The sequence below is a fragment of the Coleofasciculus chthonoplastes PCC 7420 genome, assembly GCF_000155555.1.
GTDB classification, from domain to species: domain Bacteria; phylum Cyanobacteriota; class Cyanobacteriia; order Cyanobacteriales; family Coleofasciculaceae; genus Coleofasciculus; species Coleofasciculus chthonoplastes_A.
This window is the reverse complement of record NZ_DS989868.1, coordinates 70,267-96,015: the sequence shown is the minus strand read 5'-3', so window position 1 is coordinate 96,015 and position 25,749 is coordinate 70,267. Positions and strand designations below refer to the sequence as shown.

The window sequence follows — 25,749 nt, the reverse complement described above, 5'->3', positions numbered from 1 at the left end:
TTGGGATGGGTTTTCCCTTATTTAGGGCTAAACCCTCTAGTTTCCCCGACAAATGCTGCGTCCTCCGATAGGGATTTTCTGTTTTTTTACATCAATTACCGCTTTCGCAACCACCTCTAAGAAGTTTTGTCCCCAAGTGTGAGATTCTTGGCGGACGCTGACAATGTTCTGATGTAGGTTATCATAGCTTTCTAGCAACTCTTGCTTGGCTTGCATGAAGGAATCCACTGATAAATCCTTCAGCCGAACAAAACACCCTGGAAATCTGCGTTCTGCTGTGGTGAAATCGCCCAAGTAAATTGCGGGAATTCCCGCGATAATACTATCCGCTAGTTTTTGGGTGACGTAGCCGGGACAAAGTGCATCCTCAGCAACGAGGGAGTAGTGATATTTTTTTTCTATTTCCCGTTGTGATAAAACCTCTCTCCCTTCCACTAGATCTATATATCCACTATTGGCTAATTCTCGACAAAGCGAATTAACCTTAGGGATTAGTCCCCTTGTGTCATTTTGAGCATTTCTAAACGCGACTCCTCGTGCAGAATTCTCGGTCAAACTTAAAGAATCTACAAGGGATTCCGAAGCTTTTTTTTCGCTCACTGATTTTTCGTAGAAAAAAGGAATATCATAGTGGAAAATGTGATCAGCTTGGAAGGAGCGATTCCAGGTTAAAACCGCTAGCCATCGTTTACTCGAAAGAGCCTTCAACTTCTTATATCCTCCAACCAGAGGAGATTGATTGAAGATAAGCAGGCAAGGGACTTGTTCGGGTAGGGAAAGACATTCTTTATACGAGCTTTTGTCTATATTCCAGAATACAGCAATATCAGTTTGCTCGAAAGAAAGTTGCTGACGAGTTAGAACATGAAACCCTAAGTCTTGCCATCGGGATTTTAATTGATTGAGGGGAGATAATTCCTTTTGATGAGCCAGGTAGGTTTCGCTCTTACTATCTAAATCATCTTGATTCGCTAAAGAACAAACAGTCAAGACTATCTTCATGGAGTTAATCTCCTTATCTTGGAAAAGACTTGATTAAAAACTACTGACCAGACTTGGGGCGCATATAGCCATAAATAGCCTATCGTCTTTACCCGACCCGGACAGTTGCGCCACGTTAAGCTAGCTAAGAGGACGCGCAGAATATGCAAAACAGCCTGGAAGAAATTAGGTTTATTTCTATCCCAAATTTGATAAACTGTTTCCACGGCACGGGATATAAATTGAGAATCTGAACTATGTAATCCTTGAATCAAATAGTAGCTGGTATTGTCTGTCACTATAGTGGATCTGACTTGAGCGCCTTGTGCGCTAACTTGTCCTGGATGTCTCCTAATCTTAACGCTGGGTTGTAAGCTTTGCCACAATCGATCAATTCCGGGGTGAACCGCGACAAAGTCATCCAAGCGCCAGCCTGTGGAAAACATCTTCATCATTGGCTGACAGCGCTTTAAACTGGATGCTGATGTAATTAGACCCGATAATTGGATGGTTAAGCGACTATCCATATCCATACGGATATAGTCAGACGCCTTAATTCCTTCAGGAAACGTCGATAGATGTTGGGTTACGATGGAATAGAAGTCAGCGGTTTCATGCCATTCATGAGACCCGACGATTGATAGGTTTTGATCAGCATGATTCCGTAACAGTTCCAAGGCTTCTACTACTCCCGCTTCCAGCAGCCAATCATCAGCACATAGGAAAAAAATGTAATCGGTGTAAATATGGTCAAGCAGGGAGACAATATGGGCGGTGATGGTGGGGAGGAGTTGGGGTTGAACGATAACCTCTAGGTTATCCGGTTTATCGGCTTCAACCACCTGCAAGTCTTGCTGTTGTAACTCACTATAATTAAAACTAACCAGGATGCGATCAAACTTATGTGCCAGTGGGGTGACACTCTGCCAGCACTCTTGCCAGTACGCACCCCCTTTATACACGGGAATCAGCAGCGTCACTGTGGGCTGAATGCCAATAGCGTGTTGGGTTGGACGTTGAATGTCAAGCTGAGTGGTCATGCTTATGAGTTGAAAGAATAGGGAATGGTGTCAGCGGGGTCGTATAATTCATCTGAGTAGGCGACTAAGAGCATCGGCTCCTGGCTATCTGGGGGATTGCGAAAGATATGGGCAATACCGGGCGGAACCACGAGGGTGACGGGTTCAGTAGCAGTTAAGGTCATCTGTCGTTGTTCATGGGTAGAGGTATCGGCTAAACTGACCAAGGCGCTACCTTGAACCACGGTAAACCATTCATGGGCTTTGATGTGGTAATGACCGCCCCGGTTTTGACCGGGTACAGCCAGAGTGAGGTAAACTTCGCCGGTGTGATGGGGGAGTCCTTCTTCTTTGCCGTCGATGACTTTGAGGAACCAACCTCGGTCGTCACGTCTCAATGTTCTGGGGATTAAGGTAACTTGGTCTAGTTTATTCACAGTTGTTCCTCTACCATTTCCGCTAGTCCTTGTTGGAGGGAGGTTGGGGGTAACCAATTGAGATGGTCTTGGAGTTGGCTGATATCTGCAGTATAGTTCATCAGTTCATTGGGTCGGTAGGGTTTAGCCCCAAATCGCAGGTCAGTGGTGATATGATAGCGGCTGAGTTCATCGGCAATTGCTTGGATAAAATCCCGTAGGGTAATGGTTTGACCAGACGCCACATTTAATACCCGAAGTTGCTGGTTATCCGGGGGAATTGCTAATGCCCGCCAAAAGGCTTGGGCAACATCTTTGACATAAGTATAATCGCGACGTTGTTCGCCAGCGGTGATTTCTACAGGTTGACCCCGTTGGGCTTGAGCGATGATATAAGGGGTGAGGCGGGGTTCTTTCTCCCCTGGACCATAGATACTGAATAAGCGCAGGATGGTAATCGGTAACTGAGTGGCGTAGAGTTGGGCGAGGAGGGTTGAGGCGGCTTTGGATACGCCATAGGCGGAGGGAGGGGCGATGGGGTCAGTTTCTTTGAGGGGGCGATTTTGCGGGGCGTATTCAAATCCTGACCCGGCGATGACGATTGATGGCTGTAACTTTAGGGATGTAACGGTTTCTAGCAAGACGCCTAAACCGACGGTGTTGACTCGGAGTAAATCGGGGGCTTTACCAGTACCATAGGCTACACCGCCTGCGGCTAAGTGGATGATACCATCGGGGCGAAGATTGGTGATAATTTCGGCGATGCGGTTGTCGTCGGTTAAATTTCCTGTCCAGGAGGTGATTCCCAGTTTGTCGATTGAGTGACGGGATAGAGTGTGAATGTCCACGCCAGCCGCTTGACCCATTTCGACAACATGGCGACCAATGAAACCGCTGGCGCCCGTGACTAATACGCGACGGTCTTTTAATTGATTCAGGTAACTCATGACCGTTATTATATCCGAGATGCGGCACGCTTACAGGTGTCCTCTCATGTCGGTTCTACCCTACAAGGGTAATCAATCTGGCTTAGGTGGGTCACGCTACTACTGCTGTGACATATAGCACTACGAGGGTACGTTAGCACATCAGTTAATCTGACTCTTCACGCCATCTAGAAAAATCGATATCAAACCTAACCCCCCAGCCTCCTTCCCACCCCTCTCGTTCCCCCCTGCGATGGGGGAGGACAGAAGATGCTTCGCTTTTTTTGCACGGAAGGGGGAGAATTCAAAGCCTCTCTCCTTGCAGGAGAGAGGTTTGGAGAGAGGTTTTCCAGATCCGGTGTAAGATCAGTTAATCCCAACAGGGAACGGGGAACAGGGAACATTAGAAAACTTCCTAACCTGTCTTGGTAAGGCTATAGATAGTATGAAATGGGGGGTAAAATTTTATGGTAGAATAGGGCGCACGTCTGTGCGCCCTTACAAGGTTTCGGCGGTATCTCTCTACGGTTGTCAACGAGTGACAGAGGATGTCAGTTCCGGATGTGGCATTAAAAACCGCCGATACCAATCGATGGTTTCCTTTAAGGCTTCATCTAAGGAGTATTCAGGTTCCCAGTTTAACAGTCGCCGTGCCTTTTGTGCCGAAAGATATTGATGGATAATTTCATTCTTGACTTGGTTGAGAATCAATGGCTCTAAGTCTTTTCTATCCATAAGCCCGATAATCTTCTCAACCAGCTCTAGCACTGTGATTTGCAGTTCATTGCTAAAATTGAACGCCTCTCCCCAAATCTCCTGGCGTTCCATCTGTTCGGCGAGATGTAAATAGGCTAATACCCCATCCTTCACATAGAAATAATCCCGAATATAGCTACCATCACTGCGAATAATCGGGCGTTCCCCCCGTAAAATTGAGCGAATCGTGCCAGGGACAATTCGGTTAAAATTGAGATCACCGCCACCGTAGAAGTTACCGCAGCGGGTGACACATACAGGTAATTTGTAGCTGACAAAGTAGGTGCGGCAAATTAAATCCGCACAACTTTTGGATACATCATAGGGATGTTCTCCCTGAAGGGGGGTAGTTTCGTCATAAGGTAAAATTTCTTGGTCGCCGTAGGCTTTATCACTAGAGGCGACGACTATACGACTGACTCCCCCCACGCGGCGACAGGCTTCTAGGAGGTTCCAAGTCCCCTTGATATTGGCTTCAAAGGTACCCAGAGGTTCTCGGTTGGCGACGCCGACGATGGTTTGGGCGGCCAAATGGAAGACGGTATCGATTTCGTACTCACTCAGGGTTCGTTCTAAGGTGGCGATATCTTCCACCCGCCCGTAGACCGTGACTATTTTTTTGGATAATCCTTCTGTAAATAAGCGAGACTGGGGCACCCAATCTCGCACTAAGCCGACCACATTTGCCCCTCGATTGACCAATTCTTGCGTCATCCAGCTTCCCAGGAGTCCGGTACAGCCGGTGACGAAAACCGAACGGTCTTGCCAAAATGAGTCCATTACCATACTTTCCACAGGGCTTTGCCAGAATTATACAGTTTATTCAATAGTTCCAGTTCGCGATAGGTATCCATACATTGCCAGAAACTCTCATGCTTGTAGACCGCCAGTTCTCCTTTGGCGGCTAAGGCTTTTAAAGGGTCTGACTCAAAGATGGTCTCGTTTCCCTCAATTAACTCTAACACCTGGCGGTGCAAGACAAAATAACCACCGTTAATCCAACCAGCACTGGTTTGGGGTTTTTCCTGGAAGAAGGTGACTAGGTTGTTTTCAATACTCATTTCCCCAAATCGGGAGGCGGGGTGAACGACGGTCATTGTGGCTAGTTTGCCGTGGCTACGATGGAACTCAAGCAGGTCTTTTATGTTAACATTACAGACACCATCGCCGTAAGTCGCCATAAATAGGTCACTCCCAATTTGATCCAGGTAGGGGGCGAGGCGTTTTAAACGTCCGCCGGTCATGGTTTCTTGCCCGGTGTCGATTAACCAAATCCGCCAGTTTTCTTCCGGATGACTGGAGTTGAGTCGGGTGACGCGCTTGTTTCCTAATTCTAGCATCACGTCGTTGTGATTCCAGTCGTAGTTGAAGAAGTATTCGCGGATTAGGTTGCCTTTATAGCCCAAACAGAGGAGGAAGTCGGTGAAGCCATAGTGGGCGTAGGTTTTCATGATATGCCAGATCATCGGGCGATCGCCAACCCTGACCATGGGTTTGGGTCGAAATTCGGTTTCTTCTTTGAGGCGGGTGCCTTTGCCACCACATAGGATGGCGACGGGGATAGTGTTCATTTTCTTGATCTCCTCCTCTTGAAATTTAAAAATAGAAAAAATTAGTACCTTTACTTCAGACGGATTCTCTCTATATCATTGAGTTTTTGTCTAACTCGCTTTTGCCATGGATTTATGTTGAAACGGCGCGACAAGTAATCTGAGAGAAACAGGGCTATTCCATAACGCTGAACACGAACCTGTACACGCGCCCACCAATCTTGTAACTTGAGTTGTCGTTCCATTGCAGGGGTAACATTCAGCGGTGGCAAACCGCTGAGTTCATACCCACGCTCTACCAGCCTATTCGCAATTCGTGATTCAATCAATTGAATTTCCGCATTAGACAATTTGCGTCGCCATTGTCCAACTAAACTTGGATCTGGCAAATCATAGGTCGTTGTTTGAGCATAACTCAACATTGCCTCGTCGTAAGGGACACCAATAAAATTACACAGTTGTGTCAGGGTCTCAATGGGTTTTTCAATTAAAGTTTCATAGGTTACCTCAATTTGCCTTTCCGGTGGAATGCTCTGACTAAGCTTGTCCCATAAAAACTCTGCTTCTATCCAACGTTCTACACCAGAATAGACATTCCCTGCCCAGCCCATTCCGATACAAGAACGAGCGACATCTCTGCCATCACGAATCAGATGGATGAAACGGGCATCTGGAAAAATACTCAGCAATCGATCAAAGTGGTGGTGAACCGTCGCACCAACAAGCTTTTTGCCCACCTGCTCCCGTTTTTGTACTAAAAAACTATGGCAAAGTTGCAGATAGCTCAAACTGCGATCAATGGTAAAACCAGTATCCTGAAAGATGCGATGAGTTTCTAACCATTTGTAATAGTCTTCCAGTGACGGGAAGTTACCCTCATCCGATACTTTATCAACAGCATATTCAAATTCATAACACCAAGCAATTTTAGGATGGTGATCGAGCATTAACCTGAGAACTGTAGTTCCAGAACGTTCTGCACCAACGAGAAAGATTGGTTCGGTAACTAACTGACTATTGGCTTTCATCTATCTATAGAGTTTTATTGCAAGACACTAATTCCAGAAGTTTATCAATTAATTATGCTGGTGTTGTCGCTTCTGAGCTAAGGAATGCCGAGTTACGGCGGCGCGATTGCTTTTGACTTGCTTAATCCGTGTTTCTTTGATTACTAGCCCTGCTAGTGAGCCAGAGGCAAGAATATAGGTGGGAGTGGGGTGTGCATTCAGCAGACAATCAGCCATAAACAACAGTACCACCACTGCCACAGCCGCCGCCGGTGCCACTTGGGGATGAAACCAGGTTGTGGCAGGATAACATAACCACCAAAAGCTGAAAACCGGGAGTAGCATCGCCAGGTATATACTCAACAAACCAACCACACCATGACTGGCAAAGGTTAGTATCCAAAAACTGTCTGCTGCACTGTATGTTTTATTGGAATCATCGTCTTCTGCCGTCCATCCCCATCCTCCCCAACCAAACAATATCTTCTGCCGTGCCATATCACCGATGATCTCTTCCTGATTAAATCTCGCTCCTAAAGAGCCAGCTCGCTCTTCACCTGTCACTTGGGCGACAGCATCAATAATTCCATCCTTTCTTTCGCCCGTAAATTCTCCAGTAACGCCCCCATAGAGGTAGGAAAATACAATGACAATTGTCAGGACGAAGGGAAGAGCGGTACGAAACCATTTAGCTACAAACAGGATAATTAGCCCCAAAGCCATCAGCGCCCACGCCCCCGTCGATTTAGCCAACACAAAGGTAATGCACAACACCGACACTAGCCAACTCACGGGAATACCCCACAGTTTTTTTAGCACTCCAGATTGCCATAACCAGATTCCTATCAACGAGGCTGCCATCATCCAAATTCCCACCTGAAGCCCATGTCGCATAAACACTTGCGGTCTAAATCCCCCGTACCGAACAGTTTGGACAAAACTATGGGGAAAATAGCCGTAAACCATTACGTGTAACCGAGGACTCATCCGGATTTCATATAAACACAATGGCGTATAAATTAATCCACCGATAAAAATCCCAATTGCCAACAAGCGCAACCCAACCAAATCGTTCAGATAAATTCGACCAAGAAAATAAGGCACTCCCCATTGCATTGTTGTACCTAGAACAGCTGACATCCCATCATAGGCACCCAACCCACTGGTGATTGATGAAGCCAATTGACATAGACACCAAATCACCATAGGTATGTCAATCCAACTAAATTTAAATGACCGGAAACGTCCCACATCAAAGACAAATGTAGCAAGTAAAATACTATAAGAAACGGCTGATACGCGGTCATAGTCGGGCAACCCAGAAAAATAAAATCCGGCTTTTTGGGGTAAAAACAGCCATGCGCCAATAAAGCCGATAATCACTGCCTTCTGCGCCGGAAACCGCACAAACAGAAATAAGACAACGGGTATCCAGGCGAGCATGGCGAGTTGGGCTTGCGGAGTCATTGGTGTTTCTTTGTACCTACATAAATGGAGTTTCTCTGGTTAAGATTTCTGACTCAGATGATTTCGCACATCTATCAAAATTGGCGGAATCAGTTTCTTGACAAAGGTCTTAACTTTAGTCCCTGAGGATTGGTTGGAGGTGAATTTTTCGTCGGGTCGAGTTTTAAACAGGGTGGAATGACCTACAGTAGAAATTTCTTCGGCGGGTCGCCCATTGCTGTAGTAATATAGCGCCAGTGACTTGCGCGTGCGTCCCTCTGGACAGGTTAATGGCTCAGGATGTCCGTGATAGGAAAAATCGGTGGTACTGAATATGACACAGCGATTAAAAATAGGCAGGATCTTCTTTTCGCACCGCGTCATATCCCGATCCCACAGTTCCAGATGACCGCCATAGTCTTCGTGCCAGTCTTTATTTAAGTATAGGAGTAGATTTAAACGACGGTCGAGGCTGAGGCGGGTATGCTGATTAAAATCAACGTGCATTTTCAGATACCCACCGGGTTCAATTTGATGCAGTCCCCCACCCACGAAGTGAGGATCAGGAATAATCCCCTCAATACTGGTCAATTGTTCTAAAAAGTTAATAAATGTGGAACCGTTCAGTTGATATAAAAGCGAGCGAGTCGCTTCTCCCATCTGTAACTCTGAAGTGGATGCCAGTTTTTTCTCCGCTGGGGCATCAAATTTTTGCCAATCAATTGAACCCGGTTGAGGAAATTCGCTGAGAATGTTATCCAAGACAAACTCTGGCAAAAAGTTATCAATAACAATATGAGGAAATGGCTGGGCTTGAGCGTATGATTCTCTATACTTAGTTGCTAAATCATTTAAGTAGTCTGGATCAATACAAAACAGTGCCGTTGAATTCATAGTGCATCTCCTGGAGTTAGTTATCGTTGATACTTCGAGTGAATTTTCCTCACCCTACTTTGACTTTGGCTCAACTTGTCCCTAGATGTTCCCCCTAGATAAGTTTATCCCTCCAAAACCACTTCCTGATAACTTCCCGACTTAACTACCCTTCCCTTATCTAACATATAAACGCGATCGCAGTTTTCCACCGTAGACAGCCGATGAGCAATCACAATTAGGGTTTTCGTCCCCGCTAAGGAGTTAATTGCCTCCGTCACCCGACTCTCTGTTTCATTATCCAATGCCGCCGTTGCTTCGTCCAGCACCAAAATCTCCCGTTCATGATAAATCGCCCTCGCAATACCAATCCGTTGGCGTTGTCCCCCCGATAAACGTACCCCCCGTTCACCAACTTCTGTCTTTATCCCATCTGGCAATTGCTCAACCAATTCCTCAAGCTGTGCTGCTTTAATTGCCTTGTACAGTCGTCCCTGATCAATCTGGTTATCGGGAACACCAAAGGCAATATTCCGTTCGATTGTATCATCGGTCAGAAAAATCGATTGGGGAATATACCCGACAAGATTTTGCCAAGAGCGTAGATTGTCATAAATTGATACACCATCGACTTTAATATCTCCACTCTCTAGCTCCAAGAGTCCTAGTATTACGTCCACTAACGTCGTCTTTCCCGCTCCCGATTTACCAATTAAGGCAATGGATTCTCCTTTCTTAATTTTAAAAGAAATCTGGTCAAGCGAGGGTTCTGAAGCCTCTGGGTAACTATAGGTCACATTTAGCAGCTCAATTTGATTGGCGAAACTCAGAGGTTTTCCGTATTGATTTCCCGGTTTAACTGCCACTTTTGCTGTTGAATTGCTTAAACTCTCTAAACGATTGTGAACCTCTCGTTTCTCTATTTCCTTTAGATCCAAGTAGAGCATATCCAGCGCATGGCTAGAGGTTCGCATCTTCGCCATTGAACTAATGAACTGACTTGATGCTGGAATTAAACGCACTGCAGCCACAGCAAACACTCCCATCACAGCGGTCAAATCTTGCTCACTTTCAGTGAAGAAGATGTGAAACAGAGAAACAAAGAGGACGACAAATACGATTAAACTGGTTTTAATAAAAATGTTCGGTAATATACTTGCTGCTTGCGATAAAGTAGCCGCCCTGGCATATTGACGAGCTTGTCTGTCGATTTGATTCTCAAAATACACTTCACACCCGATGACTCTGGTCTCTTTCAAGCCACCGAGACCATGATTGATCGTGCGAATCATTTCTCGCTGAGTTTCCGATTGAGTTCTTCCCCACCGTTTAAATCTATGTCCTAATTTATTGAACAGTAAAAATGTCGGGACTAGAATCCCCAAAATCATCACCAGGAGAAGGGAGCTGCTATAAGCCATTAAACCTATTAAAGCGCCAACTACAATGCCGTTTGTCATAAAAAGGAGTAGGGCTAACAAACATCCCTGAGTAAACACATTGGTTTCGCTAATAATATTTTTGATGATGTTCGCTGTATTTTGTTTTAAGTAAAATGTATAGGGGGCATCTAAATAAGCTTTGAGTAATCGAGATATCAATCGACTTTTTTGTTGATGTGTGTATCTATAGATATAGGTTTGAGAAATGAAATATAATAGGGATTGAATACAAAAAATCGCAATAATTATAAATCCGACGATGGGAATAAATTGCTGAGGCGATTCAAATCCTGACCTTCGATAAGCCCAGTCAAGTACGGTAATACTCTGAATTGATTCTGGGTTAGACGCTAGGCTGATGAATGGTCCGACTAAGCCAATACCAAAGGCTTCGAGAATCGAGGTGAAGATAAATATTAGTAAGAGGAAGATAAGACTTTTCCGGCTTCCCGTTAGGACGTATAAAACTTTGGAAAGATAGTCAACCATCTGGATAAGTATTTATTTATGATTGTAGAGCCTGTTTACCTGAATTGATGGGTATGGGGAAGGGCGCACGTCGGTGCGCCCCTACGGATGACTTTTGTTGATGAACGGGATTTGCTTTGAGCAGTAATACTACACATAGAATATTGAAAGTGGGTTTGATTATGACCACACTGTTGGCTGTATGGTGAAAGGCTTTAGCTCAATTCACTAACGGTTAGGTAGGGTAGTCTGTCTATTCTATACTCTTCCAATTTTAGAGGATAAATAGCTCAACTGTTAACCCTTGACTCCTAAAAAATACTTTTTGTCACAGAGGGTTGAGGAGAGGGCGACCCGAATTTATTAAGGGAGCGGCGTAAAAATAAAGTACCAGTGAGGAAAGCTGAAATTCATGAACTCAGCCAAGTCTCCTTGGTACATTATTAAGTCGCAAGTCCCTAAGTTGCTGAAGTTGTTAATTGGTGCAAGCGGGTCGCCCCTACAGGGTCACCTCAGGTGTTGTTAGGCGACTAAGGTGATCAAACCAATTCGATTTGCGAATCATCCCCAATCATAAACCGCAACGCTTTGGGACGCCGTGGCGCTACACTTAACTGCGCCCGTTGTCCAATTACACTATCCACTATCCGCTGCTGCACACCAATTACCTTCGCCCCCTGTAAAATAACACTATGCTCTAAATCTGTATCAACCAGCGTAACCTGGTCAGCTACACTACTGTAAGGTCCGATAAAACAATTTTCTAAATGACAATTGCTACCAATCGTCACGGGTCCGCGAATTGTACAGTTGACCACCTGGGAACCCTGACCAATCTTGACCCGCCCAATCACTTGGCTATTTTCATCTACCTTACCCTGAACATCGGTTTCCAAGAGGGTATCCAAAATAACCCGATTGGCTTCCAATAGGTCATCTTTTTTCCCCGTATCCAGCCACCACCCCTGTAACTGAAAGGATTCCACTTTTTTCGGTTGGTCAATCAGATATTGAATCGCATCGGTAATTTCCAACTCCCCTCTAGCTGAAGGTTGGATATTCGCGATCGCGTTATGGACTGTGTTAGAAAATAGATAAATCCCCACCAGTGCTAGATTCGAGGGGGGAACCTTGGGCTTTTCTACCAACTGCAAGACTCGCCCTTCCTCATCCACCTTAGCTACGCCAAAGGCGGTGGGATTAGGGACAGTACAAAGCAGGGTTAAAGCATCTAGGTTTCTTTCTTGAAATCGTTGGATAAATAAGCTTAAGTCACTTTGTACCAGGTTATCACCCAGATACATGAGAAAGGGTGAATCCCCTAGAAACGGTTGAGCAATCTTGACCGCATGGGCTAATCCGGCTGGTTGATCTTGCCGGATATAAGTAATTTTAGCCCCAAAGCGATCGCCTGTTCCGGTTTTGGTCTTGACTTCCTCTCCGGTTTCTGGACTGATAATAATTCCGATATCGGTAATCCCAGCGGCGACGATGGCTTCAATCCCATACCATAAAATTGGTTTATTGGCAACGGGAACAAGTTGTTTTGCTCCTGTATATGTTAGGGGTCGTAGGCGCGTTCCTTTACCGCCGGAAAGAATCAGTGCTTTCATAAAATTTGCTGAGATGGGCTGGAGTGGCTGGTGCGGATAGAGAAAAATTTATTAGCGTAGATCAAGGGTTTGTAGTAAGCGCTTCAGCGCTTGCGGCACTAAAGTGCCGACTACGAACGAACTTATTCGTTTTGAACATAAAGTTGTTTCAGCATCCGCCGCAACCCTGTGCGCCAATGGGAAGGATGATTCCCTACTACAGCTGATATTTTTCGAGTCGAAAGAACGGAATAGGCTGGACGCGCTGCTGCTGTGGGATATTCAGCCGTAGTAATTGGCACAACCCGCTTAACCTGTAATGGGAAACCAATCTCTTGGGCTTCCTCAAATATAGCCACCGCAAAATCATACCAACTAATTGCGCCGCTATTGGTAAAGTGATAGATACCCGTCAGAGTATCGGATTTGAGATATTGAACCAATTGCGCGATCGCACTTGCTAAATCCCCTGTCCACGTTGGCGTCCCCACTTGATCCACCACCACTCGCAGTTCCTCACGTTCCGCCCCCAGTCTTAACATGGTTTTGACAAAATTGCCTTTTCCGTATACTCCATAGACCCAAGCAGTTCTCAGAATCAGGGCGCGATCGCAGTGTTTTAGCACTCCCTCTTCTCCCAATAGCTTTGATTGACCATAGGCATTAATCGGATCAGGTTTATCGTCTTCAGTATAGGGCGTATTTTTCTTCCCGTCGAAGATATAATCGGTGGAAACGTGAATTAAAGCCGCCCCCAACTGCTGCGCCGCTTCTGCCATAATAGTCGGTGCTGTACCATTGATCGCATTTGCCAGTTCAGTTTCAGTTTCGGCTTTATCTACGGCGGTATAAGCAGCCGCATTAACAATCATATCGGGTTTAAATTCACCAATAACCTGGCGAATTTTATCCGGTTGAGTTAAATCCAACCCCTGACGGTCAACCCCCATCACTTCTCCCAGGGGGGCGAGGGTTTGTTGCAGTTCACTCCCCAGTTGTCCAGCCATACCTGTGAGTAAAATTCGCATCATGGATAAACTTCTGCTGTTTTCAAGGGTTGCCCTGCTTGGTCTTTTGCCGATAAGATAGGCTCTGTGGTCAAATCCCAATCAATGCCTAAGTCGGGATCATTCCACAACAATGTCCGTTCATGCTGCGGCGCATAATAGTCTGTCGTTTTATATATAACCTCAGCTACTTCTGAAACCACTAAGAAGCCGTGGGCAAATCCTGGCGGAATCCAAATCTGTCGCTTATTTTCAGCACTTAGCAGACAGCTTACCCATTGCCCAAACGTGGGAGAACTTTGGCGAATATCTACCGCCACATCTAATACTGTCCCCACGATAGCCCGTACCAATTTCCCCTGAGGTTGCTGGATTTGATAATGTAGCCCCCGGAGAACGTTTTTGACGGAACGGGAATGATTATCTTGGACGAAGTTTGCCGCTATATTCGCTTTCTCCGTAAATGCTTTCTGGTTGTAGCTTTCCAAGAAAAAACCACGCTCATCCCCAAAGACGCGAGGTTCTATAATTACAACGTCTGGAATTTTAGTCGGAATAATTTGCATTTAGCCTTCTGGAGTTATATATCTTTGCCGAAAAGGAGTCGTGCCGGAATTGATAGTACACCTCTAGAATAGAAGTTAACTGAGTCAATTGAAAAGCTACTGAAGTTAAGAAGTGTCAACGACCCGTCGCTAAAAGCGAAGGCTTCTAAAAGCTCAAGTTGACCAGCCTAAGTGCTACGCGCACTACGTTAACGGTAAGTGTTAAAGTTCCTACCTTGGGATGCGTGCCAGTTCCAAGCTCTAGAACCAAGTGGTTAAACAGGTGTAAAGGGTTAAGCCAGTGCTGCTTGGAAAGTACCGACCGTTAACATTGGCGAGGCAAACATTACCCCGGGAACGGGAGTTAGGGGCAACCATACCCCAAGGGGGAGCAACCATACTCCCCCACCAAAATTGTTCAAGGAAAGTAGTACATCCTGCCCTGCTTTCCTCCCGTCGCTAAAAGCGAGGGTTTCCAGCAGGTTTTTTAAAGATGACCCGCATTGGGGTAGTCACCATTGGCAGAAATGAGGGACAGCGACTGATCCGTTGCTTGAAATCCGCGATCGCACTCCTTCCCCAAGATACACCCATTATATACGTAGACTCCGGTTCCACGGATGGCAGCGTGGCAGCGGCGGAATCCCTGGGTGTGCAAGTGATCAACCTGGATATGTCTCGTCCTTTTACTATGGCGCGGGGACGTAACACTGGATTCAGATATCTAATCGAACACTTCCCCGATATCAAATACGTCCAGTTTATTGACGGCGACTGCGAACTCATTCCTGGCTGGATTGAACAAGCCAAGGAAACCCTGGATAATGATGATAAATTAGCGATCGCCTGTGGACGACGGCGGGAACGATTCCCGGATGCATCCATCTATAACCGTCTCGCGGATATGGAGTGGAACACGCCTGTGGGTGAAGCGAAAGCCTGTGGTGGGGATGCTTTAATCCGCGTCAGCGCTATTCGAGAAGTAAACGGCTACAACGAGGCTCTAATTTGCGGGGAAGAACCGGAAATGTGTATCCGCCTGCGTCAACGGGGCTGGAAAATTGTCCGCATTGATGTGGATATGACCTATCATGATGCAGCAATGCTCAAGTTTAGTCAATGGTGGAAGCGCTCCATGCGTGGGGGTTGGGCAGTAGCAGAAGGTGCTGCTATGCATGGCGAACCACCGGAACGGTATATGATTCGGGACAGTTTGAGTGGTTGGTTGTGGGGATTGTTTCTACCTGTGATGGCTCTAAGTTTGGCTTGGGTGACATCGGGTCTGAGTCTATTATTGTTTTTGGGATACCCGGTTTTGATGGGGCGAGTGTATCAGTATCGCTGCAGTTATGGTGATTTTCCGTCCCACGCTGGATTGTATGCTTTTTTTTGTGTATTGTATAAGTTTCCGCAAGTTATTGGGCAGATGAAATACTGGCTGATCCGATGGCGGGGTCAGCAGGCAACATTGATTGAATATAAAACATCGGTGTAAGATCTTCCTGTTTCTTGTAACAGGGGAAAGCAAGGTTGATACGCCTTCTGTTAAGAGAGTCTGGGGGTGAGTGACGTTTAAGGGCTAAAGCCCTTACTACGAACGAACCGACTGAAATAGCTGGGCTAATTTTGCCGCTTCTTTTGTCGCGTCATGCTGTTGCGCTACTCGCTCTGCCCCCGCTTTACCCATCTGTTCCAGCTTGTCTACGGGAAGCTGTAAGGCAGTACGCATTGCCTCCGTCAAAACGGTGACTGATCCGGCGGGTACTAACCAACCACACACTCCTGGTTCAACCAGTTCGGGTATGCCTGCGACATAAGTGCTAATCACGGGACGGGAAAGAGCCAATGCTTCCATAATTACCACAGGTAAGCCTTCGGCAAAACTGGGGAGTACGACTGCCCGCGCTGCTAAAATCTGCTTCTGCACCTGATCATTACTCAGCCATCCGGTAATCTCAATCTTATCCTCTAACCCTAGCTGTGTGATTCTATTCTCAATTTCAGGTCGTAGTTCCCCATCGCCAACCAGTACAATTTTAAAGGGTAAGCCCTCTGCCGCTAACAAACCTGCTGCTTCTATTAACAAGAGATGTCCTTTCTGTTCACTTAGCCGCCCAATACATACTAAATGCGGACAGTCTGGTACAGGGATGGGGGACTGACGCAAAAACTTTTCATCTACCCCACAATGAACGATATGAATTTTCGACCATTGTTCTGAAGGACACCAGCGATACAGTTGACTCTTGCCGAAGCTGCTAACTGCCACCACAAAAGCTGCCCGCTTAATTTTTTCGGCTAAGGAGATGGCTCCTACTTTATCAAATTCTTCTGGTCCATGAACGGTAAAGCTATAGGGAGGTCCTCCCAAAGCGTGACACAACATTGGCACGGTGGTAGAGTTGGTGCCAAAGTGAGCGTGAACATGGGTAATGTCTGCCTGAGAAAACCACCTGAGCAAGACACAAGCTTCCGCCAAATAAGCGAGATGACGCAAAACTCCTCGCTCTGATCCCCAACCGACTTGAATGGTTAGCCTTAGTGTACTCAGAAACCGAATGGGTCTGGTTATGGCAACCCGGACTAAGCCCCAGAGTAAGCCAACTATACCAATATCTAATACAATCCGCGTCTTTTCCAGCTCTAACTTATCCCCTTCGTCAACTAACTCAGACTCACAAGAACGGATAGCGAATCGAGCAATGGGAATCCCATAAGATTCTACTCCGAGAATTTCTCGTCGGATAAAGCTGTGGCTAACTTTGGGATATTGATTAACTAAATAGGCAACTGTCATTGGTCATTGGTCATTGGTCATTGGTCATTTGTCCTTCGCCATTTAAGTTGTTCGGCATTTAAACCTTAATGTCGATAATGGCGAAATCTTTGCCGTTGTAGTGCGAGCATCTTGCTCGCTACATTGAGCATCTTGCTCGCTACATTGAGCATCTTGCTCGCTACCCATTCCCAATTTAAATGCATGACAGCTTATTAAGGGCGGGTGCAAGTTGTTCAGTTATCGGTGGGGAGGGCGGGTTTTGCTGTTCATTTATCGGTGGGAAAGGGCGGGTTTTGTTGTTCCGTGAACGGTGAATATCCGAATTTAGTCCCTAAACCCGCCCCTACAGATTCCCTAAACCCTAAACGTTCCACCGGAGGAGTCTCTACAACACAATCACGAGACGGAAACCGGGGTTTGCTCCCAACTATTATCCTGGGGCGCGGGTGGTAACCCCATAAAACCTGAACGTTTGATATGATTGGCGATAATCCCTAGAGTGGGCAAGCCAAAGGCATCTAACTGCGTGATGGTTTGCTTAACTAACGAGTTCTTTGTTTTCTGGATTGCCGTCACCATCAACAACCCATCCGTGTGCCTTGCCAAATAACTGATATCCATACAACTGGGAAACTCTGGCGTATCATAAACCACCAAATCAAACTTAGTCTTAAACTCCGCCATCAGCTCCTGCATTTGCGCTGAGGCAAACCGCCGCGTCAAATGGGGACGCGGTTGACCTGCGGTTAGTACAAACAGATTATCAGAAATCGGCGATCGCTCGATAAAATCATGGGGCATCAAATTATCAGCCAGTAAGTCACTCAACCCTTTGACATTAGGTAAATTTAACTGCTGATGTATCTGAGGATGGATCAAATTCGCATCCACCAACAGCACCCGTTGACCCATTTGGGCTGCGGTTTGGGCTAAGTGTAACGCCACCGTGGATTTCCCATCCCCCAACGCCGCTGAGGTAACACTCAGGGAACGAATCGGACGGTCAGAGAACAGAAACCGGATACTGGTATAAATAGAATCAAAAGCTTCTAGAAAAGTAGCATTCTGATAACTCTGAGTTCCTGTGTCTTCGATATCCTGCTGCGAATGCGAATTTTGATAGGCAGGAACTTCACCCAACACTGGCAAATCTGTCGCATCTTTGAGGTCTTCTGTGCTATAAAAAATATCTCGGATTTTTTCCTGGATAATCCCTAACCCTAGACCTAAGACTACTCCCCCCATCACACCCATCAATAGCATTTTTTGAGAAGATTCAGCCATATTCATCGGATTCCCATATTGATCACGCAGGATTTGCGGTTCCGATAGAATTTCCCACGGCAGTTTATTTCCTGCTTCCTCAACCTGGAATGTTTCCCGCTGAGTTAAAAGTTTATTGAGCGTCTGTGTCGCCACTTCCAACTGCCGCTGGAGTTCGGTATACTGACGGATAACCTCAGGCATTTGCTGAGCTTGTTGCGCGAATGTCGCTCTCGTCTGGGCTAACTGCTGGCTGCGTTCTTCTAACAGTTGAATCTGGTTCGTCGCTTCCACCAGTTGCTGAATCAGCCCCATGCGAACGGAATTCTGAAATGTCATCACATCAGCATTATTGGTGGTGGTTTTGAGATTCTCGCCGATAATTCGCTGGGCTTCTTGATTCAGCAGCGCCAGTAGATTCTGCCGCTGTTCCTCTAGGGCTTGCATCCGGGGATTATCCGGGGCAAAACGGGCAGATTCAATGGCAATTTGACTCTCAACTTCCTGAATTTTCCCCAACAACCCTTGATAACGCGGATCTTGGCTTAAGGCGGATGAAGCGATAGCTTCCTCTGGAGATAATCCTAATTGTTGCCGCAAGTTAGTTGAGAGGGTTCTTAACTCCCGTAGCTCTTGTTGGGTGGCTCGCTGTTGATTTTCAAGATCCCGGACTTGACCGAGTAATTCTGCCCCTTTAGATTGAGGCTCAATCAGGTCATAGCGCTCCTGAATACTCTGAATCTGTTTCTGATAGTTATTGACGCGCTCCTGCAATTTCGGCAGTTGCTCATCGATAAATTTAACCCCTTCACTAATACTGCTTTGGCGTTCATCCAGACTATACTTTAAATATTTCTGAGCGGTTTCCTCTAAAACCAACTCAGCCAGTTTAGGATCAGAGCTTTGATAATTCACTGCCAGAATCTTAGTACCCGAATCTCTCCCTTTTCCGACAGTGACCTGTTCAATAGTTAACCCTTGTCTTAAAGCACCGACACTAAATCCCGGAAATTTCGTTTCAATTTCCCCCACCACTGGCTTGAGGACACCCACTCCCTTTAATATTTCAATCTGAGTGGGGTAATCCAAGCGAAACATTTGCTCACTCGGCACCCCACTGGTGCGAGCCAGGGAGCTAGGGTCACTTGCTCGTTCTTCATTGGTTACGGGTTCCACTAATAGACGAAATCCCCCGGCATAAATTGGGGGTTCCTTAGAACTCACATACCAAGCGGCTGCAGTCGTTAGGGTGGTCAAGCCTACAATCAGCCAAGCTTTCCGCTTCGCTGTTCGCAACAAGGGACGCAAATTCAATCCACGTTGAGGAGTCGCTGTCACCTCATCAGTCAAATCCGCAGACAATGGCAGATCATGTCTATCGCCTTTACCGTTTGATGAAAGTGGAGAATCCCGTTCTATGTCCATGTTGACCTCTGTCACGTTGACTGTACTGCACCCAAACCCTTCTTTTGCAACAGTTCCTGGCATGTCTATTATGCCAGACCATTTAGCCAACTGTCTCTATCTTTGGTGTCTCACACAAGACTTTTCCAGAATTGGCTAGTCTGCTTCATCTATTTTAAATGAAACCCCGGATGACCATCAATAAAGGTTTGATAAAGAGACGCGCCATGGCGCGTCTCTCTTCATAATGGATGAATCTATCTTCTAAAAAGGAGCTTTATAGAGCTTTAATTTCTGTTTCAATATCAGCCACAAGAAACCGACATCATCAACAAAATATCGTTTCCACAATCGCCTCGGTTCAACTGAAAAACGATAAAACCATTCTAAGCCAATGTCACTGAGAAACTTTGGCGCTCTTTTGACGTTTCCAGCTTCAAAATCGATCGTCGCACCGATTCCCATAATTATTTTAATATTGGGATTAAATTTGTGCTTATATTTACTGATAAATAATTCTTGTTTTGGTGCCCCGACTCCTACACCCAACACTGTAGCGTTTGACTCGTTAATCAGTTGCACAATTTTGTGACATTCTTGTTCATCGTTTTCAAATCCCCATGGGGGTGAATATTCGCCTACGACAATTTTCCGACCGATTCTAGCGTTGATTCTCTCTTGAGCCTTCTTAGCTACGCCCGGAGCAGCTCCTAATAAAAATACACGAATATCGGGATTGTCTTTGTGATAATGGCAAAAAGCAGGAAAGACATCTGATCCCGCTAGTTTTTCTTTGAAGGGAGTTCCCAAAAACTTAGAGGCGTAAACTAAAATCTGACTATCACATATTACATAATCAGCCGCTTTATAAGCCTGTAGAAGCTGCCGATTGCTTTGTAATTGCATGAGGTGATCTACATTCGGGGTAAATACAATACCCTGCTTTAATTTCTTTAAAAACTCATCTTTATAAAAGTTATCAATATACAAGTTAAGTATTTTAACTTTTTGGCGCACCGAAAGACCGTTATCTTCACTAGCTAGCGGTATCGGCATAACCTCGGGTTCGGGTGTAAACTGGTTATCCTGTTGGTCTTTCATTGAGCGTGGAACTGATGATGAGTTCATAGTAGAGACAACCCCACTGATACTAATTTTAGCTTATACTCAAATTAAATGGCTGTTGATTCAATTTAAAGAGTCTTGGCAGAAACTTAAATCTGTCAGCCGACTGATATTCAGAGGGTTAGCTGGTGTTAGCTGATAACATGTAAATAATACTCTACAGGTCTTTCCCTTTGCCCAGAATGAAAGATTTATGGATGCCTCAACCATATATCTGGTGTTAATCTTAGCGGAAATACGCTACCCGTGCATCTAAGCCCTGCGATCGCAGTCGATGGGAAATCGCTTCAGCACCGTCACGATCCACAAAGGAGCCAGCATTGACAAATTTGCCTCGTCCAGAGTCAGCAGTAAACGCCCCCGACACATATTGTTGCACTCGGGTGAGTGTATCTCCGTTATAAATGGGGACAACGACCACATAACGATTTTGCTCAAGTGTTGGAATTAACCCCAACGCCTGAAGCGTGTCTTGATTGGCTACGCCATCGGGAAATAGGTTATTTGCTTCCTGAAACTGCTCAACGGCGTTTTGAGTTTGGAACCCATAAATGCCATCAACTCGACCGGGATCAAAACCTGCCTGTCTTAACTTTAGCTGAAGTTCAAATACCTCTTGACCGCGATCGCCGGGACGCAATTCTCTAAACCTAGACGGTTGAGTCTCAATGGAAGGCGGTGTCACTTGTCCTCTGGTAGGAGATAAAATGTTGCCGATAGTCGGAGGAGGTGGCAAAGTGCCAATCGTTGTACTGGGGGGAGGTAAAGTGCTGGAGGCAAAGGTCGAATCGAAGGGAGAAATACGGGTAAAGTTATCGAACAACACAGATTGGGTACGTTGACCGACAATTCCATCTGGAATCAGTCCCTGACTGCGCTGGAATTGCTGGACAGCCTCTGTGGTGATTGGACCAAAATAACCAGTGGGTTGCTGATCAAAATAGCCTAATTCCCGCAAACGCTGTTGAATCTCAATGACTTGAGAGCCACGACTTCCTGGCTGTAGTGTTTGGGCAACAGCTTTGTCTGTAAGTCCTAAGCTGCTGAGAATGATGGCGAATAATAGCCAGTGGAATGGTACGGGAGAAGGCTTGGTCAATCGCCACTCATCCCGATTGACACTTTCTAAACCCACCTCGGCTGGGTTTTCCGATGCCCAGATAAGATGGCTATAGGCAAGGGTTTCCATAGGTCTCTCAGATAACTTTTATTGCTAGTTTATCAACCTATGTGGAAAGATAGTAAGTCGGTGGGAAAAATTCAAGTTAACGGTAGGGAGCGTCATTTGTCATTTGTCATTCGTCATTCGTTGATTAGGAACTCTCTCCCCTGGCTTCCAGACGTGCCATGGCACGTCTCTACATTGCTTCCAGACGTGCCATGGCACGTCTCTACATTGCTTCCCCGGCTCTCTAACCCCACCACAAGACTTATTCAGCAGACCCTATAGTAATCCTGAGCGCTCGATTAGAACAGCAGACAGCGCTGCTATTCCTGTAATTGCCAAGGCTAATAGAGGGTGTTGACCCTGACTCACTGCAAACGAGGTGACGATTCCAGCACCCAACGCGGCGGTAACTAAGGCAGTCCAGATATCTTTATTCGTGTTTTTGTGGTACATGCGTATTTTTCGTTAACGAACTTTACAACGATTCAGACAGGTTTTCTCACCGTACCACTCTCTTTTCTTGAACTGAAGTCTCTGCTAAATTATTGCAATCAAGGTTTAAATTTAGCTACGTTTCTTAATATAATCTCGATGTTGCACGATTTTGATGGATGATGGTGATGACTTCTATCAAATCCGGTTAATCATTGCCGATATATTCTTACCCAGGCAATCCAGCAATTGCCAGACGTTGAATTTGCCTGTAATGATGTGTATTCAATTAGACATGATCCTTAATCAAATGAGGAGTGACCCAAATGAGCCAAATTAGCCTGTGGAGCAAGTCAGCCGCACTTTTGCTGTTAGGATTTACTGTAGCAGAAGGTTTAACAGCAACGGCTAGTGTAGGCGTTGGCAGTGAACCAACTCCGTTGGTGACCACTTGGGTTCATGCCACGGAGAATGTAGAACGTAATACTTATAGAAGCCCTCTAAACTATCAACCTGGAACATTCACGTCAACCCTCCCTTCCCCGACAAATTCTTTTCTGCTTACTCAAGGGTTGATCGGGCAATGTCGGGCGGCGGCGCAGTCAATTTTTATCTACGCGGAACGTTCAATCGCTAATCCGATTCGCGCTTTACAAGCCGATGAACAAGTCATCCTCGCCGAAGCTAGTGGTAGGAATGGTTGGATCGCGATTCGTTCTCCCATTAGTGGATTTGTCCAAGCGAAAGATCTCAAGCCTTGCGCGGGGAATCCTGCGCCTACGCCATCACCCACACCACCTAACCGTTGTCGCCGAGTAATTTATGAAGAAGATGAAGGATTAGCGATTCGGGAAAGTCCCAACACGAATTCAGCGAGAGTGGGTGGCGTCTTCTTTGGCGATCGCGTCACTCTTTCTAATCCACCCCAATTTAGATTAGATGACGCTGGACGTGAATGGGTAAGAATTACCGCCCCAACTTCTGGCTGGCTATCTAATGGATTTCCGCAACTGGGCGATATTAATCTGAAGGCGTGTTTCTAGTCATTTGTCATTTGATCGGGGCGGGTTTAGTTACTTATGGGTGTTAAGGAAACAATAGTAGTAAAACCCGCCCCTACAAACCAGGTTCCATTGAGGGAAGCACAGGGTCAAAATACAGACGCGCCATGGCGCGTCTCTTATTCGACTCGCTCAACATTTCCCGCCTTGACCCAACCTTCTTGTTCACTACCAGACAGGCGTACCCTCTGCCATTTTTGATCATCGCTTTCTTTGAGGATGATAATTTCCTTATTGTAGGCTACGCCACCAATGCGATTGGCATTGAGACTGGGAGAATCGCGCAGGCTTAATCCTTCGGGCCATGTTACCCGCGCTTCATACGCGCCAGGGGGTAATTCTTCTGGTTCTGGGGATTCACTGGGAGTGGGGCTAGGACTGGGTTTTGGCTTCTGGGCAGATTGAGCGGGTTTCTTCGCCGAATCAGGGGATTTAACGGGTGACTTGGCTTGTTGTTCTTCGGCAAAAATGGGTTTAGCTGGATTGACTGATAATTTTGTGAAAAAGTAATAGGCGACGGCACCACCCCCCGCCAATAATATGGCAATACCTAGAATAAATCCGATAAAAAACTTGGCAATACCTGATAAGCTCATAGCGTTTATTATTTGTTATTTGTCATTGTCAAATAGTTGTCGTACTTAAAGGGTAGTTAGGGCGGGTTTTGTACAAAGGTTACTTATCAAGGTAAAAAAGAAAATCCCTAAACCCGCCCCTACAGACGCGCCAGCGGGTTTTGTCCAAAGGTTACTATCAAGGTAAAAAAGAAAATCCCTAAACCCGCCCCTACAGACGCGCCAGGTTATTTGAGCGAAGTGAAGGATCAAAACTATGCCCTCGCAAATCGTAAAGGGTCAAAATTCAAAACTAAAAACTTTTACTGCAGTTGACGCTGAATCCGACTACTTAAACGATTATCTCTTGACGCCATCCGTGCTTTTCCTGCCGCCGCCCAGTCTTTGAGAAATTGAATTTGTTCTTGGGCGGTACGGGCAAGGGGGACAATTTGACTGGCGGCTTCTAATATATCATCGGTGGTGAAATCTCGATTCTGGCTAAAGCCAATGTGCATGGCTTCGATCAGGGTTTGTTCAATTTCTGCGCCGGAAAAGTCAGGGGTTTCGTAAGCGAGTCGTTCTAGATCATAGTTCTTGAGGTTATGAGGGCGCAGTCGCCCTAAATGTAGTTCAAAAATCGCTTGGCGTTCCGCTTGAGAGGGTAAGCCGACAAAGAAGATTTCATCAAATCGCCCTTTCCGCAGCATTTCCGGCGGGAGGGCTTGGATATTATTGGCGGTGGCGACAACAAATACGGGGGATTTTTTCTCAGCTAACCAGTTGATGAACGTGCCAAACACCCGACTGGCGGTACCGGAATCGCCTTTGGACTCTACTCCCGCAAAGGCTTTGTCAATTTCGTCAATCCAGAGAATACAGGGGGCTAAGGCTTCGGCGAGTTGAATCATCTGGCGGGTGCGGGATTCAGATTCGCCGACTAAGCCACCAAATAAACGCCCGACATCTAAGCGTAATAGGGGAAGATGCCAATGATGGGCGATCGCTTTCGCGGTTAGTGATTTTCCGGTACCTTGGATTCCGACTAATAGCAAGCCACGGGGATGGGGTAATCCATATTGTCGGGCGCGTTCGGTAAACGCACCACCTCGGCGCAGTAACCAGTCTTTGAGGTTATCTAAGCCGCCAATGTCGGAAATTCGTTCGCTGGTGGGGTAATAGTCTAAGATTTGGGTTTGACGAATCGATTGGCGTTTTTCCTCTAACACCATTTCCACGTCATCGGGTTGGATTTGTCCCTGCGCCGCGATCGCACGGGCTAAGACTCGGCGTATCCGTTCTAAGGATAACCCTTGACAAGAGCGCACCAGTTCATCTAAAACTTTGTCGCTGAGGGATTGACTGGTGGCGGCGACTAGGCGACTAATTTCGGCTTTGATTTCCCCAACATCGGGTAAGGGAAACTCTTGTACTGTCAGCACTTCGGTTAAGTCTGAGGGGATGGCGACTTGAGGGGTAACAATGACGATGTTTTTTGGTTGGGATTTGAGAAGTCGCGCCAGGTTTTTCAGTTTGCGGGAAACGGAGATATCGTCCAGAAAACGGTGAAAGTCTCTGAGGATAAAGATAGAAGGGGCATTGGCGGGGATTTTTTCGACAAACTCTAAAGCCTGTAAGGGATTGCGGCGTCCAAACCCTTGATCGTTGGGGTTCCCCTGATAACCATCGACAAAATCCCAAATATAAACCGCCCGTTCACCCAACCGTTGCGCCGTTTGCGCGATCGCGACTTCGGCTCGTTCTTCTTCCAGGGTGGGGATGTAAATTAGGGGATAGCGGGCGCGTAGCAGCAGCTCAAACTCATCATTAAAACTCATGGGGTTTTGGCGGGAAATGCAACAACTTCAAGCGAATCAGTCACCACACCTCATTTTACCTGTATTGAATGAAATGAGAGGAGGGCGGGTTTTGTAT

22 protein-coding genes are annotated in these 25,749 nt (G+C 46.2%); 2 read left to right on the top strand and 20 right to left on the bottom strand.

The genetic code is table 11. From position 1 onward, the window contains the following. Positions 1–36: 36 nt before the first annotated feature. The 13 genes from MC7420_RS29105 to rfbC form a co-directional block, all read right to left on the bottom strand. Entirely contained in the window at positions 37–1,002 is a 966-nt protein-coding gene (locus MC7420_RS29105; protein WP_044210402.1) for a hypothetical protein, read from the bottom strand. Next, complete coding sequence (locus MC7420_RS29100; protein WP_006105016.1) at positions 999–2,021, bottom strand: glycosyltransferase family A protein; 1,023 nt, start codon at positions 2,019–2,021, stop codon at positions 999–1,001. The genes MC7420_RS29105 and MC7420_RS29100 overlap by 4 nt, the downstream gene beginning before the upstream one ends. A gap of 2 nt (positions 2,022–2,023) precedes the next feature. After that, entirely contained in the window at positions 2,024–2,437 is a 414-nt protein-coding gene (locus tag MC7420_RS29095; RefSeq protein ID WP_044210400.1) for a polysaccharide biosynthesis C-terminal domain-containing protein, read from the bottom strand. Then, positions 2,434–3,363: an NAD-dependent epimerase/dehydratase family protein gene (locus MC7420_RS29090; protein WP_006105052.1), complete on the bottom strand. Its 930-nt coding sequence runs from the start codon at positions 3,361–3,363 to the stop codon at positions 2,434–2,436. The genes MC7420_RS29095 and MC7420_RS29090 overlap by 4 nt, the downstream gene beginning before the upstream one ends. A 510-nt stretch (positions 3,364–3,873) precedes the next feature. Beyond that, a complete protein-coding gene (locus tag MC7420_RS29085; RefSeq protein ID WP_006105190.1) occupies positions 3,874–4,878 on the bottom strand; it encodes a GDP-mannose 4,6-dehydratase in 1,005 nt (334 codons plus the stop codon). Then, positions 4,878–5,669, bottom strand: a complete 792-nt coding sequence (gene rfbF, locus MC7420_RS29080; RefSeq protein ID WP_006105189.1) for a glucose-1-phosphate cytidylyltransferase — start codon at positions 5,667–5,669, stop codon at positions 4,878–4,880. The genes MC7420_RS29085 and rfbF overlap by 1 nt, the downstream gene beginning before the upstream one ends. A 50-nt stretch (positions 5,670–5,719) precedes the next feature. Next, complete coding sequence (locus MC7420_RS29075) at positions 5,720–6,676, bottom strand: sulfotransferase family protein (RefSeq protein ID WP_006105054.1); 957 nt, start codon at positions 6,674–6,676, stop codon at positions 5,720–5,722. Between the two features lie 48 nt (positions 6,677–6,724). Further along, positions 6,725–8,122: an O-antigen ligase family protein gene (locus MC7420_RS29070; protein WP_006105002.1), complete on the bottom strand. Its 1,398-nt coding sequence runs from the start codon at positions 8,120–8,122 to the stop codon at positions 6,725–6,727. Positions 8,123–8,161: 39 nt separating this feature from the next. Further along, the gene (locus tag MC7420_RS29065; protein WP_006105156.1) at positions 8,162–8,995 is read right to left on the bottom strand and encodes a 2OG-Fe(II) oxygenase; all 834 of its coding nucleotides are present in this window, start codon (positions 8,993–8,995) and stop codon (positions 8,162–8,164) included. A 104-nt stretch (positions 8,996–9,099) separates the two neighbouring features. Then, positions 9,100–10,905 carry an ABC transporter ATP-binding protein gene (locus MC7420_RS29060; protein ID WP_006105154.1) on the bottom strand — a complete coding sequence of 602 codons (1,806 nt, stop codon included), beginning with the start codon at positions 10,903–10,905 and terminating at the stop codon, positions 9,100–9,102. Positions 10,906–11,423: 518 nt separating this feature from the next. Further along, positions 11,424–12,497, bottom strand: a complete 1,074-nt coding sequence (locus MC7420_RS29055; protein WP_006105191.1) for a glucose-1-phosphate thymidylyltransferase — start codon at positions 12,495–12,497, stop codon at positions 11,424–11,426. 122 nt (positions 12,498–12,619) lie between these two features. Further along, positions 12,620–13,507, bottom strand: coding sequence for a dTDP-4-dehydrorhamnose reductase (gene rfbD, locus MC7420_RS29050; RefSeq protein ID WP_006105056.1), 888 nt, complete (start codon positions 13,505–13,507; stop codon positions 12,620–12,622). Beyond that, positions 13,504–14,049: a dTDP-4-dehydrorhamnose 3,5-epimerase gene (rfbC, locus tag MC7420_RS29045; protein WP_006105188.1), complete on the bottom strand. Its 546-nt coding sequence runs from the start codon at positions 14,047–14,049 to the stop codon at positions 13,504–13,506. The genes rfbD and rfbC overlap by 4 nt, the downstream gene beginning before the upstream one ends. A 472-nt stretch (positions 14,050–14,521) precedes the next feature. On the opposite strand from rfbC, the gene MC7420_RS29040 reads away from it, so the two are divergent. Beyond that, on the top strand, positions 14,522–15,523 hold the full coding sequence (locus tag MC7420_RS29040; protein WP_006105161.1) for a glycosyltransferase family 2 protein: 1,002 nt from the start codon (positions 14,522–14,524) through the stop codon (positions 15,521–15,523). 96 nt (positions 15,524–15,619) lie between these two features. Here MC7420_RS29040 and MC7420_RS29035 read toward each other — a convergent pair whose 3' ends face one another. The 5 genes from MC7420_RS29035 to MC7420_RS41940 all read right to left on the bottom strand — a co-directional run bounded on the left by MC7420_RS29035 (position 15,620) and on the right by MC7420_RS41940 (position 22,220). Next, entirely contained in the window at positions 15,620–16,825 is a 1,206-nt protein-coding gene (locus MC7420_RS29035; RefSeq protein WP_006105081.1) for a glycosyltransferase, read from the bottom strand. A 378-nt stretch (positions 16,826–17,203) separates the two neighbouring features. Further along, on the bottom strand, positions 17,204–19,558 hold the full coding sequence (locus MC7420_RS29030) for a GumC family protein (RefSeq protein ID WP_006105048.1): 2,355 nt from the start codon (positions 19,556–19,558) through the stop codon (positions 17,204–17,206). A 180-nt stretch (positions 19,559–19,738) separates the two neighbouring features. After that, positions 19,739–20,575 (bottom strand): WecB/TagA/CpsF family glycosyltransferase, encoded by an 837-nt coding sequence (locus MC7420_RS29025; RefSeq protein ID WP_006105060.1) that lies wholly within the window; start codon positions 20,573–20,575, stop codon positions 19,739–19,741. Between the two features lie 250 nt (positions 20,576–20,825). After that, positions 20,826–21,788 carry a peptidoglycan-binding domain-containing protein gene (locus MC7420_RS29020; protein WP_006105160.1) on the bottom strand — a complete coding sequence of 321 codons (963 nt, stop codon included), beginning with the start codon at positions 21,786–21,788 and terminating at the stop codon, positions 20,826–20,828. A 255-nt stretch (positions 21,789–22,043) separates the two neighbouring features. Continuing rightward, positions 22,044–22,220, bottom strand: coding sequence for a hypothetical protein (locus MC7420_RS41940; protein ID WP_006105083.1), 177 nt, complete (start codon positions 22,218–22,220; stop codon positions 22,044–22,046). 305 nt (positions 22,221–22,525) lie between these two features. Here MC7420_RS41940 and MC7420_RS35815 point away from each other — a divergent pair, with 305 nt between their 5' ends. Continuing rightward, positions 22,526–23,242 (top strand): SH3 domain-containing protein, encoded by a 717-nt coding sequence (locus MC7420_RS35815; protein WP_006105090.1) that lies wholly within the window; start codon positions 22,526–22,528, stop codon positions 23,240–23,242. Positions 23,243–23,379: 137 nt separating this feature from the next. On the opposite strand, the gene MC7420_RS29010 is transcribed toward MC7420_RS35815, so the two are convergent. Continuing rightward, positions 23,380–23,856 (bottom strand): SH3 domain-containing protein, encoded by a 477-nt coding sequence (locus tag MC7420_RS29010; RefSeq protein WP_006105157.1) that lies wholly within the window; start codon positions 23,854–23,856, stop codon positions 23,380–23,382. A 281-nt stretch (positions 23,857–24,137) separates the two neighbouring features. Then, complete coding sequence (locus MC7420_RS29005) at positions 24,138–25,652, bottom strand: AAA family ATPase (protein WP_006105042.1); 1,515 nt, start codon at positions 25,650–25,652, stop codon at positions 24,138–24,140. Positions 25,653–25,749: the final 97 nt, after the last annotated feature.